The sequence below is a fragment of the Streptomyces sp. NPDC058198 genome, from assembly GCF_042882605.1.
In the GTDB taxonomy this organism is placed as follows: Bacteria; Actinomycetota; Actinomycetes; order Streptomycetales; family Streptomycetaceae; genus Streptomyces.
This window is the reverse complement of record NZ_JBHVVP010000003.1, coordinates 588,906-601,810: the sequence shown is the minus strand read 5'-3', so window position 1 is coordinate 601,810 and position 12,905 is coordinate 588,906. Positions and strand designations below refer to the sequence as shown.

Here is a 12,905-nt window from a genome sequence, read left to right as displayed (position 1 = left end):
TCGCTCCTGATGTCCGAAACACACGAAGCCACCGAGCACCGGTCCGCCGCACGTTCACTCCTGCGGCTGTGGCCGTACGTACGCCCGGTGCGAACACGTCTCTTCAGTGCGGCATTTGTCGCGATCGTCGCATCCTGCCTCGGCTTGGTGTTCCCCCTCGTACTGAAGTGGATGGTGGACGGACCGGTCGCGGACCGGGATCCGGGCGGCGTCTGGCTGGGGGCGCTCGTCCTGCTGGTGCTCGGGATCGTCGAGGCCGTGCTGTTCGGTTTCCGGCGGTGGCTGGTGGCCAGGCCGCTGGCCGGGGTGGAGGCGGCGATGCGGGCCGATCTCTACCGGCATCTGCAGCGCCTTCCTGTCGCCTTCCACGACCGCTGGCCGTCGGGCCAGTTGCTCTCGCGCGGGACGACGGATCTGATGCTGCTGCGGATGTTCCTGGCCTTCCCGCTGACCTTTCTGCTGGTCAACGCGACGACGATCCTGGCCGGCTTCATCATCCTGCTGATGCAGGACTGGTCGCTGGGGCTGGTGCTGCTGGCCCCGGCCGCGCCACTGGTCATCCTGTGTTCGCTCTTCGAGTCGCGGTACGCCCTCGTCGCGCGCCGGGCGCAGGACCAGGTCGGCGATCTGACGACGGTCGTCGAGGAGGGCGTGCTCGGCATCCGGATCATCAAGGGGTTCGGCCGCCACCACAGCCAGTCCCTCGCCTTCCGCGCGCTCGCGCAGCGGCTGCGCGCCACCGAGCTGGGCAAGGCCCGGCTGCTGGCGGGCATCTGGGCGCTGATCATGGCCATTCCTGAGGTGGCCATCGGCGCGGCGCTGGTGCTGGGCACGATCCAGGTGGCGGACGGCGAACTCTCGGCGGGCACCCTGGTCGCCTTCCTCTCGACGGCGCTGGCGCTGCGGTGGCCCGTGGAGTCGATCGGGTTCCTGCTGGCGATGAGCCAGGAGTCGGCGACGGCGACCGAGCGGTTCTTCGAAGTGATGGACGTACGGGAAGAGGCGGAGGCGGCGGACGCCGCGCGCGTGAAGCCGGCGGACGCCTCCGGCGGCGGACTGCGCTTCGAGGGGGTCTCCTTCCGCTACCCGGACGCCGACGAGGACTCCGTACCCGTGCTGGCGCGGGTCGATCTGCACATCAGACCCGGCGAGACCATGGCCCTCGTCGGGGCCACCGGTTCGGGCAAGACCACGCTCACCGCGCTCGTACCGCGGCTGCACGAAGTGACCGGCGGGCGGATCACGCTCGACGGCGAGGACGTCGCCCTGATACCGCGCCGGCGGCTGCGGGAGCTGGTGTCGGTGGCCTTCGAGGAGCCGACGCTGTTCTCCGCGAGCGTCGGGGAGAACGTGCGGATGGGCGCGGAGGACGCCGACGAGGAGGCGCTGCTGCGGGCGCTGGACGTGGCCCAGGCGGGCTTCGTACGGGATCTGCCGCAGGGGGTGCGGACCGAGGTCGGCGAGCAGGGGCTCAGCCTCTCCGGCGGCCAGCGCCAGCGGCTCGCGCTCGCCAGGGCGGTGATCGGGCGGCCGCGCTTCCTGGTGCTGGACGATCCGCTGTCCGCGCTGGATGTCCATACGGAAGCGCTGGTGGAGGCGGCGCTGCGCCGGGTGCTCCAGGGGACCACCGCGCTGGTCGTGGCGCACCGCCCGTCGACGGTGCTGCTCGCCGACCGGGTGGCGCTGATCTCGCGGGGGCGGATCGCGGCGGTCGGCACCCATCAGGAACTGCTGCGGAGCAGCGCGGAGTATGCCTGGCTGATGTCCGGCACGGAGACCGGGACGGCATCGGACGCCGACGCCGAGGCCGTTGAGGAGAGCATCCGATGACCACGTCGACCGCCACCCAGGGCGCCGGCCCGGCTCCGGACGGGGCCGGGGACACGACCGGGAGCGGGGACGAGGCGGCGCTTCCCGGCGCCCCCACCCCGCCCGACGACCCCTTCGGCAAGGACGCGCTGCCCGCGCCTCCGGGGGCCACCGGCGCCCTGCTGCGGTCGCTGCTGCGCGCCCGGCGCGGCAGGGTCGTCGTGGCCGCGCTGCTCCTGCTGCTCCAGCAGGCCGCCGCCCAGGCCGGCCCGCTGATCGTCGCGTACGCCATCGACCGCGGGGTGCCCGCCTTCCGGGACGGCGACCACGGTCCGCTGATCGCCGTCGGCGCGGGCTATCTGGTCTGCGCGCTGGGCTCGGGAGCCTTTCAGTACGCCTTCATCCGGGCCGCCGCCCGGGTCAACCAGGACGTCCTGCTGGATCTGCGCGGCCGGATCTTCCGTCATGCCCAGGCGCTGAGCGTGGACTTCCACGAGCGCTACACCTCCGGGCGGCTGATCTCCCGGTCGACCACCGATGTGGAGTCGCTGCGCGAGCTGCTCGGCGAAGGTCTCCAGGAACTGATCGCGGTGGTGCTGGCCTTCGTCTACATCTCGGCGATGCTGCTCTATCTGGACGTCGGTCTCGGCGCGGTGGCCGTGATCTCCTTCGTGCCGCTGTATCTGCTGGTCCGGCTCTACCAGCGCCGGGCGGCCCAGGTCTTCGGCCGGCGCTCCACCGCCATCGCCGCCGTCATCGTCAAGTTCGCGGAGACGATGAACGGCATCAGGCCGGTGCAGGCGTTCCGGCGCGAGCGCGCCAACGACGCGGACTTCCACGTGCTCAACCACCGCCATGAACGCAGCAACGGCGACGCCCTCCTGGAGATGGCCCGCTATGTGATCGGCTCCCGCCTCATCGCCAACGTCGCCGTCGCCGGGATCGTGCTCTGGGGCGCCTACCGGGTGGCGGGCGGCACCTTGGCGCTCGGGGTGCTGGCCGCGGCCGTGCTGTATCTGCGGCGGCTCTACGACCCGATCGACCGGCTCGGGATGTTCCTCAACTCGTATCAGTCCGCCGCCGCTTCCATGGAGAAGATCGCGGGTCTGCTGGCCCAGACGCCCTCGGTGCCCGAGGCGGCGGATCCCCGGCCGCTGCCCGCGCTCACCGGCGAACTCCCCGGCCGCGAGGTCGTCTTCGACGGGGTGAGCTTCGCGTACCGTACGGGCGGCGAGGTCCTGCCCGCGTTCGACCTGACGGTCCCGGCCGGCCAGACGGTCGCGGTCGTCGGCTCGACGGGCGCGGGCAAGTCCACGCTGGCCAAGCTGCTGGCCCGGTTCTACGACCCGACCCAGGGGCGGGTCCTCCTCGACGGTGTCGATCTGCGCGAGCTGGACACACCCGAGCTGCGGCGCGGGGTGGTGATGGTGACCCAGGAGGCGTTCCTCTTCTCCGGCACGGTCGCCGAGAACATCGCCATCGGCCGCCCGGACGCCTCCCGCGAGGACATCGAGCGCGCGGCGAAGGCGATCGGCGCCCATGACTTCATCAGCGGTCTGCCGGACGGCTACGACACGGACGTACGCAAGCGGGGCGGCCGTATCTCCGCAGGACAGCGCCAACTGGTCGCCTTCGCCCGCGCGCTGCTCGCCGACCCGGCGGTCCTCATCCTCGACGAGGCGACCAGTTCCCTCGACATCCCGGGTGAACGCGCGGTGCAGCGTGCGATGGACACGGTCCTGCACGGCCGCACCGCGGTGGTGATCGCCCACCGCCTGTCGACGGTCGAGATCGCGGACCGGGTGCTGGTGATGGAGCACGGCCGTGTCGTCGAGGACGGCCCGCCGGCGGAACTGATCGCCGCCACGGGCCACTTCGCCGACCTCCACCGCGCCTGGCGCGACAGCCTGGCCTGACCCGACGAGGGGCGGGGTCAGTCGCTGGTGGCGCGATTCGTCAGGAGCAGGGGGTGGTGTCGCCGGGGCGGGTGACGCCGGGCCGGGTGTTCAGGGACCACAGGTGCGTGCATCGCGGGCACTGGAGGTGGACGACCGGCCCGTTGCTGGAGATCAGATAGCGCCAGTGCTCGCCGCAGTTGCGGCGGTCGGCGCAGGTCGCGCAGTGGCGGGCGTCGTCGCAGACGGGGCAGGCCACCCAGGCGCGGCGGGCGAGGTCCGCCTGTGGATCAATGGGCAGCCGCACGGCCCTGCTCCTCCCCCGGCAGGACACCGGCCGCCACCAGCAGGTCGTAGGTGCGCTGCTGCTCGGCGTCCAGGCCCGAGTAGAGAAGGGCATACGCTTCGTCCTCGCCTCGGAGGGCGGCCACCGGATCCCAGTCGGGCCCCAGCGCGGCCACGACCTCGGCCCGCCGCCGGACTTCCTCGAAGGTCAGATCGATCGTGAAGGGGATGAGGCCGGTGGCGTTGTCCTGGTTCATGGCGAGACTCCCGATGTGCTGGCGGAACCCCACCATCTCTACCAGGCGGCCACGCCCACAGGGAAGGGTGGCCTAAGTCGCCCCGGGACCGCCCGGGGCGACGCTCCACCCGGCCCGTCGACGGGGCACCCACGGATCGAACGACAGGGGTGGGCCGTTGCCGGCACCAAGCCCTGAACGACAGACACCGTCCGCTCACGGCACTGTGACGCACTTCACGGCTTGCCCCACGGGACGGACCGAGCCTACGGGGCGGTCCGCCCGAAGACCTCGATCAGGCTGGTGAAGCTGTCATCCGCGTGGCCGGCCGCCACGCCCCGCCGGAAGAGGCCGAGCACCGCCTCCGGCAGCGCGGTGTCGACCCCGGCGTCCTTGGCCGTGTGGACGATGTGGTCGACGCTCGCCACGCCCATGGCGAGCTTGTCCACGTCGCCGGGGTGCTCGCCGCCGTCGATCCGGGGCGCGTAGAACGCGAGGAAGCCCGGCAGCGAGGAGACCGTGGACGTGGCGTACGGCAGGAACTCCGCGGCCGAGATGCCGTTCGCGTCGGCCACCGCGAGGGCGTGCAGGTAACTGGTCATCGCGGTCCAGAAGATGTCCATCTGCATCTGGTAGTACAGCGGGGCCAGCCCCGGGTCCTCGCCGCGGTAGTCGGTGCCGGTCAGCACCGCCAGGCTGCCGGCGTGCGCCTCGAAGACGTCCTTGGGGCCGCTGTAGAAGGTGGACGACTCCGGCCTGCCGATGCCCGAGGGCGGCACCTGCACACCGCCGGCGAGATAGCGGGCGCCGTGGCCGGCCGCCCAGCCGGCGGCCTCGCGGGCCTTCGCGGGTGTGTCCGAGCTGAGGTTGACGAGGACCCGCCCGGAGAGCGACCCGGCGGCGGGTCCGAGGATCGCGTACATCGCGTCGTAGTCCGTCAGGCTGAGGATCACCAGCTCGTTGGCGGTCAGCGCCTCCTCGACGGTGGCCGCGCGGGTCGCGCCCCGGGCCACCAGCTCGTCGGCCCTGCTCGCGGTCCTGTTCCACACGGTCACCTGGCGGCCGCCGTCCAGGAACGCCCGCACCATCGCCTGGCCCATCGGACCCAGGCCGATGACAGTGACGGTGCCGGTGCCGGTCTGCTTGCTCATGAGATTCCCCCCTCTAGAACGAACGCTCTATCCAGGAGGGAACCTAGCACGCCACTGGAACGAACGCTCTATCCGATAGCCTGGGCCGGTGAAGACGAAGCCGCGAGACGACAGGACCCCGGGCCCCGACGCCGCCCTCGGCACGCGCGAGCGAGTCGTCCGCGCGGCCTCGCGCCTGATGCAGCGACAGGGGTACGACGGATCGGGGATCAAGCAGATCGCCCAGGAGGCCGGCGCCACGCTCGGCTCCGTCTACCACTTCTTCCCCGGCGGGAAGCAGGAGTTGGCCGTCGCGGCGGTCCACCACGGCGACCAGGAGTTCGCCGGCATCCTGCGTGAGGTACTGGACAGCGAAGAGGACCCGGCCAAGGCGGTCGTCGCCTGCACCCGGAGCCTCGCGGAGGGCCTGCGCGCCTCCGACTGGCTCGACGGCTGCCCGGTCACCGCCACCGCCCTGGGCACGGCGGGCCGCGCCCCGGACATCCAACAGGCCGCCGCGCAGGCCTTCGAGCACTGGCGGGGCCTCGTGTCCGACACCCTCCGCCGCACCGGCATCGCCGAGCAGGACGCCCTCGATCTGGGTCACACGGTGATCAGCACCCTGGAGGGCGCCGAACTGGCCGCCCAGGTCTCACGAAGCGACGAACCCCTGCGCATCGCGGGGAGCCATCTGGCCCGCTTGATCGACTCCTACCGGCCCACCGCCTGACTCCGGCCGTCCGGCCCGGTCTTCGGCGACAAGTGGATGGTATAAATCCAGCCACGTTACGAACCGATCGCGTCAGCCTTCACGCATGCTCCGTTCAACACCCCGTTCACATACGCCAACTTCGAACTGGTTCTCCACAGACTCTTTGAAGCAGCGGGGCGAACCCTTGGCGGCGTTGCGATGATGATCGACGAAACGTCCGCTTAACGAACAAGCGCTTTCGGGCAGCGGACGATTTCCGGCCAACTTGTTGACGCGGTCCTGACAGCGAGGCGTCACGACTGCCACTCTTCCCCCGTTCTTCGCACCACCTTGCTCCGCGTGCACTTCCGGGCGGCCCACCGAGCGGCCCGGTACCCCCCTCGCAGAAGGAGTTCGCGTGAGATCCACGCCCAGCCGTCGCGCCACCGCGACCGGCGCTCTGATCGCCGCAGCAGCGCTGCTCACCGTCGGTGTGCAGGCCGGCACCGCCACCGCGCAGCCCGACACCGCTCCCGCCGCACCGGTGGCCGGCAAGGCCGACCCCGGTGCGCTGCCGCGCGATCTCTCTCCCGCTCAGCGCGCCGCGCTGATACGCGAGGCCGACGCCACCAAGGCGGCCACCGCCAAGGACCTCGGCCTCGGCACGCAGGAGAAGCTCGTCGTCCGTGACGTCCTCCAGGACGTCGACGGCACGACGCACACCCGCTACGAGCGCACCTACAAGGGCCTTCCGGTCCTCGGCGGTGACCTCGTGGTAGCGGCGACGAAGGCGGGCGCGACCCAGTCCGTCAGCAAGGCGTCGCAGTCCGCCCTCAAGGACGTCGCCACCACCGCGGACATCGCCCCGGCCGCCGCCGAGAAGCAGGCGCTGAGCGCCGCCGCGGCGGACGGTTCGAAGAAGACCGAGGCCGACCGCGCCCCGCGCAAGGTCGTGTGGATGGCGCAGGGCAAGCCCACCCTCGCCTTCGAGACCGTCGTCGGCGGCCTCCAGCACGACGGCACCCCGAACGAGCTGCACGTCGTCACCGACGCCGCCACCGGCAAGAAGATCTACGAGTGGCAGGGCGTCGAGACGGGCGTGGGCAACACGCAGTACAGCGGCCAGGTCAGCATCGGCTCCACCCAGTCGGGGTCGACGTACAACCTGACCGACGGCACCCGCGGCAGCCACAAGACGTACAACCTGAACCGCGGCACCTCGGGCACCGGCACCCTCTTCTCGAACTCCACCGACGTCTGGGGCAACGGCGCCCCGGCCAACCTGGAGACCGCGGGCGCGGACGCCGCGTACGGCGCCGGCGAGACGTGGGACTACTTCAAGAACGTGCACGGCCGCACCGGTATCCGCGGTGACGGTGTCGGCGCGTACTCCCGCGTCCACTACAGCAGCGGCTACGTCAACGCCTTCTGGCAGGACAGCTGCTTCTGCATGACGTACGGCGACGGCACGGGCAACGCCAAGCCGCTGACGTCCATCGACGTGGCCGCCCACGAGATGTCCCACGGCGTCACCGCCAACACGGCCGGCCTGGTCTACAGCGGTGAGTCCGGCGGCCTGAACGAGGCCACCTCCGACATCTTCGCCGCGGCGGTCGAGTTCTACGCGAACAGCCCGCAGGACCCGGGTGACTACCTGGTCGGCGAGAAGATCGACATCAACGGCAACGGCACGCCGCTGCGGTACATGGACAAGCCGAGCAAGGACGGCGCCTCCAAGGACTACTGGTACTCCGGCATCGGCAGCGTCGACGTCCACTACTCCTCGGGCCCGGCCAACCACTGGTTCTACCTGCTCTCCGAGGGCAGCGGCGCCAAGGTCGTCAACGGTGTCTCGTACAACTCCGCGACCTCCGACGGCCTGCCGGTGACCGGCATCGGCCGGGCGAAGGCCGAGCAGATCTGGTTCAAGGCGCTCGCCACGAAGTTCACCTCCACGACGAACTACGCGGCGGCCCGCACGGGCACCCTCGCGGTCGCCGGTGAGCTGTACGGCACCGCCAGCGCCGAGTACAAGTCCGTCGCGGACGCCTGGGCCGGTATCGCGGTCGGCACCCGTCCCGGCGGCGGCGGTGGCGGAGGCGGCACGGTCTTCGAGAGCACCACGGCCGTCACCATCCCGGACGCCGGCGCGGCGGTCACCTCGACCGTCAACGTCACCGGAATCACCGGCAACGCCCCCGCCGCCCTCCAGGTCGGCGTGGACATCACGCACACCTGGCGCGGTGACCTGGTCATCGACCTGGTCGCCCCGGACGGCACCGCGTACCGCGTGAAGAACTCCAGCAGCGGCGACTCGGCGGACAACGTCGTGGAGACCTACACCGTGAACGCCTCCTCCGAGGTCGCCAACGGTGCCTGGAAGCTGCGGGTCCAGGATGTCGCGGCGCAGGACACCGGCCGCATCAACAGCTTCAAGCTCACCTTCTGAGCCTGAGCCTGCCTGAGCGGGGCCTGAGTCCCGACCGCACAACCGCTTGACGCAAACGAGCCGCCCAGGGTGCCACACACCCCGGGCGGCTCTGTCGTCGGCCACTGTCCACCTAGTTGGGGTTGCTCGCGTTCGTCAGGGTCTCCCAGGCCACGAACAGGTTGTTGGTCCCGGAGGGCCGCTGCTGCTCGGTGAGGCGCTGGGTGTTGGTCATCGCGTAGCCCAGCCGGGTGTTGAGGGCGTTGTAGCCGACCTCGGTGATGGGCCCGAGACCGCGGGTCACGCTGCCGCCGCACAGCGACGACGGCACGGGCTCGGCCTGCACCTCGTACTTGGACTGGAAGCCGAGCGCCTGCCGCAGCCGCTCGCCGACCTGCGGGAAGAGGTCCTGTCCCTGGAGACGGGCGGTCTCGAAGACATGCGAGACGGACGAGATGCCGTAGCCGGTGTGGACGAAGTCGCGGCAGGTCTCCTGGGTGAGACCGGTGACGAAGGTCCCCTGGCCCTGCCAGTAGTTGACGATCTTGTCGCGGGTGTCCAGGTTCTGGCTGGGCACGGTCTTGGGCAGCGCGCCGTCGGAGGACAGATAGATGTACGCGGGCACGCGGACGAGGTACTTGCCGATCGCCTTGTCGTAACTGGCCGCGTCATCGAGGTAGACGGAGATGCTGACCGCCGCCTCCATCATGGTCAGCTCCCAGTTCCCGTTGGAGTTGGAGCCGTTGATGATTTTGGGCAGATAGACGTTGCGCAGCATGGTGCTGAAACGCCCGGAGTTCGGCCAGTTGCCGTAGACGTGCTTGATGATCTCCGCGGCCTTGGGCCACGAGGAGCCGGCCCAGCCGGTCTGGAGCGGGGCGTTGCTGTTGGTGTGGTCCTGGATGGAGTTGGACCAGGCGTCCATCAGCTCGATGGACTTCTTCGCGTACCGCTCGTCGCGGGTGATGTACCAGGCCAGCGCGTCGGTGTAGGCGGCAATCGCGTCCTCGCGCTCGTCCGTGCAGCCGTAGTTGGGGTTGGAGTACGAGCCGCACTCGACGATCGCGCGCGGCTTGGCCGTCCGCGACAGGGAGGCGTACCTGCTCGCCATCATCTGGTCGTACGCGGCCTTCCAGGGCTGCGCCCCGGCCTGCACCTTGCCCCGTACGAAGTCGAGCTGGGCGGTGCTGAGGTTCACGCCGGGGTGGGTGAAGTTCGCCGGGGCGGCGGCGACGGCCGCCGTCTTCGTGGCCGAGACCCGGGCCTCCGGCGCCTTCGCGGCGGAGGCGGGAGCCATGAAGGCCGCGGCGATCACGCCGGCCAGGGCTGCGGAGAGTCCGAGGAATCTGGGGATGGATCCGGGGCGCATGTGGGGGTGCCTTCCGGTCAGATGGACGGCCCGCAACTCCGTTCACTCATGTGAACATTGAGTGGAGTTGTGAACCCGTTATTGACTGAGGAACCTAGAACCATCGCATGAACACGTCAAGGTCTGGACCTATGGAACGTCAGGTTCCTCCGTGGGCCCACGCGAAGGGCCGGGCACCCGCGGTGCCCGGCCCTGATCCTCGGTCAACGCGCCGGCCGGCGCGTCCGTCAGCGCATCAGCACGCCCGCGCCCTCCCCCGTCGCCTCCGTCGGCAGAGCGACCAGCCCCAGATCCGCGCTGGTGGCGAGCAGCGGATGGGCCGGCAGCACACGGACCGTGTAGCCGTAGGGGCCCGTACGGTCCAGGGCGAGCGGCCCCTCGTACATCCAGCGGCCCTCTATGTCGGGCCCGCCGGCCGGCTTCAGCGGGAAGGACCGGGCGTCCACGATCGCGTCGTCGGAGCCCACCCGTCCCGCGACGGCCTGCACTTCCACATCGTCCGGGTCGAGTTCGCCCAGGCCGATCCGTACCCGCAGGGAGAGCGTGGAGCCCAGCTCGGCGGTGCTGCCGACGGCGGTCGCCGCCACGGCCTCGGCATGGTCGACGGAGACCCGCGGCCAGAGCGCGCGCGTCCGGTCCTTCCAGGCCGCCAGCTCCGTCGCGGTGCCGGTGTCCAGGAGGCGGTGGGCGTGGGCGGCGGGGGCGTACAGCCGCTCCACGTACTCGCGGACCATCCGGTCGGCGAGCAGCTTGGGACCGAGTGTGCCCAGCGTGCGGCGGACCATCGCGATCCAGCGGTCGGGCAGCCCGCCGGCGCCCCGGTCGTAGAAGCGGGGCGCGACCCGGTCCTCGATCAGCTCGTAGAGGGCGTTCGCCTCCAGTTCGTCCCTGCGGTGCTCGTCGGAGGTCGAGGCGTCCGCGGTGGGGATGGCCCAGCCGAAGTCCGGCTCGAACCACTCGTCCCACCAGCCGTCCAGGACCGACAGGTTGAGACAGCCGTTGAGCGCGGCCTTCATTCCGCTGGTGCCACACGCCTCCAGCGGCCGCAGCGGATTGTTCAGCCAGACGTCGCAGCCCGGATAGAGCTTCTGCGCCATCGCCATGCCGTAGTCGGGCAGGAAGACGATGCGGTGGCGCACCCGCGGATCGTCGGCGAACCGCACCAGCTCCTGCACCAGCCGCTTGCCGCCGTCGTCCGCCGGATGCGCCTTGCCGGCGACCACGATCTGCACCGGCCGCTCCGGGTGGAGCAGCAGCGCCCGCAGCCGGTCGCGGTCGCTCAGCATCAGCGTGAGGCGTTTGTACGAGGGCACCCGGCGGGCGAAGCCGATGGTGAGGACGTCCGGGTCGAGCACGCCGTCGATCCAGCCCAGCTCGGCGGCCTGGGCGCCGCGCAGCCGCCAGGACGCGTGCAGCCGCTTGCGTACCTCGGCCACCAGCTGCTCGCGCAGGACGTGGCGCACGTCCCAGAGATCGCCGTCGGGAATCTCGGATTCGGCGTCCCAGCGCGACGAGCCGCTCCCGGGGTCCGCGCTCGCGGCCCCGGATGTCCCCGCCGCGCCCAGCCGGGCGACCTCGGGCGCGACCCAGGTCGGCGCGTGCACCCCGTTGGTCACGGAGGTGATCGGCACCTCCTCGGGGTCGAAGCCGGGCCAGAGCCCGGCGAACATCTCCCGGCTGACGGCGCCGTGCAGGGCGGAGACGCCGTTGGCCCGCTGGGCGAGCCGCAGTCCCATCACGGCCATGTTGAAGAGGTTCGGCCGGCCGCCCGGATAGGTCTCCAGGCCGAGGCCGAGGATCCGCTCGGCGTCCACGCCGGGCAGTTCCCCGTCGTCCCCGAAGTGGCGGGCGATCAGCTCGCGGTCGAACCGGTCGATCCCGGCGGGCACCGGGGTGTGGGTGGTGAAGACCGTGCCGGCCCGGACGACCTCCAGCGCGGCGTCGAAGCCGAGGCCGGTGCCGGCGAGTTCCCTGATGCGTTCCAGGCCGAGGAATCCGGCGTGGCCCTCGTTGGTGTGGAACACCTCGGGCGCGGGGTGGCCGGTGAGCCGGCAGTACGTGCGCACGGCCCGGACCCCGCCGATGCCGAGCAGCATCTCCTGGAGGAGGCGGTGCTCGCTGCCGCCGCCGTAGAGCCGGTCGGTGACATCGCGCTCGCCCGGACCGTTCTCCTCGACGTCCGAGTCGAGCATCAGCAGCGGCACGCGCCCGACGTGCGCCTGCCAGATACAGGCGCGCAGCGCCCGCCGGCCCGGCAGGGTGAGGACGACCTGAGCGGGTGTGCCGTCCTCCTCCCGCACCAGGGTGAGCGGCAGTTCGTTGGGGTCGAGGACCGGATACTGCTCCTGCTGCCAGCCGTCCCGGGACAGCGACTGGCGGAAGTAGCCGTGCCGGTAGAGCAGGCCGACACCGATGAGCGGTACGCCGAGGTCGCTGGCGGCCTTGAGATGGTCGCCGGCGAGGATGCCGAGGCCGCCGGAGTACTGCGGCAGGGCCGCGGTGACCCCGAACTCGGGCGAGAAGTAGCCGACGGCGGCCGGCAGCTCGGCGCCCTGCCCGTCGCGCGCCTGGTACCAGCGCTCGCCGCGCAGATAGGTGTCGAGATCGTCGGCGGCGGCGGTCAGTCTGTCCAGAAAGGGACGGTCCCCGGCCAGCTCGGCGAGGCGGGCGGCGGATACGGCCCCGAGCAGCCGTACGGGGTCGCCGTCGGCGGCACGCCAGCCGGCGGGGTCGACGGCTTCGAAGAGCTCACGGGTCTCGCTGTGCCAGGACCAGCGCAGATTGCGGGCGAGGTCGCTGAGCGGTTGGAGTGGTTCGGGCAGGACGGGGCGGACGGTGAACCGACGGATTGCCTTCACGTGTTCCACCTTCGCAGGGGACGTACGAGCCGGAGGGGACGCGCCACGGTGTGCGGCCCCGCCGTCCCTCCGACGGTAGTCGCACCCCGCCCTCGGCAACCACGGCGCATCCGTGCACATGTCCCCGGGTTTCCGCGCCCCGGCGGGGCATCCGATAAAGCAACGGGTGTCTTCCTCCGCGCCCCGGCAATTAACAAAACACCG

Annotated in this window: 9 protein-coding genes; 4 read left to right on the top strand and 5 right to left on the bottom strand. The window is 71.1% G+C overall.

From position 1 onward, the window contains the following. The first annotated feature begins 9 nt into the window (after nt 1–9). Both ACFVWW_RS15000 and ACFVWW_RS14995 read left to right on the top strand, forming a co-directional pair. On the top strand, nt 10–1,830 hold the full coding sequence (locus ACFVWW_RS15000) for an ABC transporter ATP-binding protein (protein WP_384334514.1): 1,821 nt from the start codon (nt 10–12) through the stop codon (nt 1,828–1,830). Next, the gene (locus ACFVWW_RS14995) at nt 1,827–3,725 is read left to right on the top strand and encodes an ABC transporter ATP-binding protein (RefSeq protein ID WP_384181587.1); all 1,899 of its coding nucleotides are present in this window, start codon (nt 1,827–1,829) and stop codon (nt 3,723–3,725) included. Before ACFVWW_RS15000 ends, ACFVWW_RS14995 begins: the two co-directional genes overlap by 4 nt. Nucleotides 3,726–3,765: 40 nt before the next feature. On the opposite strand, the gene ACFVWW_RS14990 is transcribed toward ACFVWW_RS14995, so the two are convergent. From ACFVWW_RS14990 to ACFVWW_RS14980, 3 genes are all read right to left on the bottom strand, one after another. Beyond that, nucleotides 3,766–4,011: a hypothetical protein gene (locus ACFVWW_RS14990; protein ID WP_384181585.1), complete on the bottom strand. Its 246-nt coding sequence runs from the start codon at nt 4,009–4,011 to the stop codon at nt 3,766–3,768. Beyond that, nucleotides 3,995–4,246, bottom strand: a complete 252-nt coding sequence (locus tag ACFVWW_RS14985; protein ID WP_386878228.1) for a DUF6400 family protein — start codon at nt 4,244–4,246, stop codon at nt 3,995–3,997. The genes ACFVWW_RS14990 and ACFVWW_RS14985 overlap by 17 nt, the downstream gene beginning before the upstream one ends. A 245-nt stretch (nt 4,247–4,491) precedes the next feature. Further along, entirely contained in the window at nt 4,492–5,376 is an 885-nt protein-coding gene (locus ACFVWW_RS14980) for an NAD(P)-dependent oxidoreductase (protein ID WP_386878227.1), read from the bottom strand. Nucleotides 5,377–5,464: 88 nt separating this feature from the next. Here ACFVWW_RS14980 and ACFVWW_RS14975 point away from each other — a divergent pair, with 88 nt between their 5' ends. Continuing rightward, the gene (locus tag ACFVWW_RS14975; RefSeq protein ID WP_386878226.1) at nt 5,465–6,085 is read left to right on the top strand and encodes a TetR/AcrR family transcriptional regulator; all 621 of its coding nucleotides are present in this window, start codon (nt 5,465–5,467) and stop codon (nt 6,083–6,085) included. A 379-nt stretch (nt 6,086–6,464) separates the two neighbouring features. After that, the gene (locus tag ACFVWW_RS14970; RefSeq protein WP_384181577.1) at nt 6,465–8,495 is read left to right on the top strand and encodes a M4 family metallopeptidase; all 2,031 of its coding nucleotides are present in this window, start codon (nt 6,465–6,467) and stop codon (nt 8,493–8,495) included. A 112-nt stretch (nt 8,496–8,607) separates the two neighbouring features. Here ACFVWW_RS14970 and ACFVWW_RS14965 read toward each other — a convergent pair whose 3' ends face one another. Then, nucleotides 8,608–9,843, bottom strand: coding sequence for an alginate lyase family protein (locus ACFVWW_RS14965; protein WP_386878225.1), 1,236 nt, complete (start codon nt 9,841–9,843; stop codon nt 8,608–8,610). Between the two features lie 227 nt (nt 9,844–10,070). Further along, nucleotides 10,071–12,701: an alpha-glucan family phosphorylase gene (glgP, locus tag ACFVWW_RS14960; RefSeq protein WP_386878224.1), complete on the bottom strand. Its 2,631-nt coding sequence runs from the start codon at nt 12,699–12,701 to the stop codon at nt 10,071–10,073. Nucleotides 12,702–12,905 lie beyond the last annotated feature (204 nt).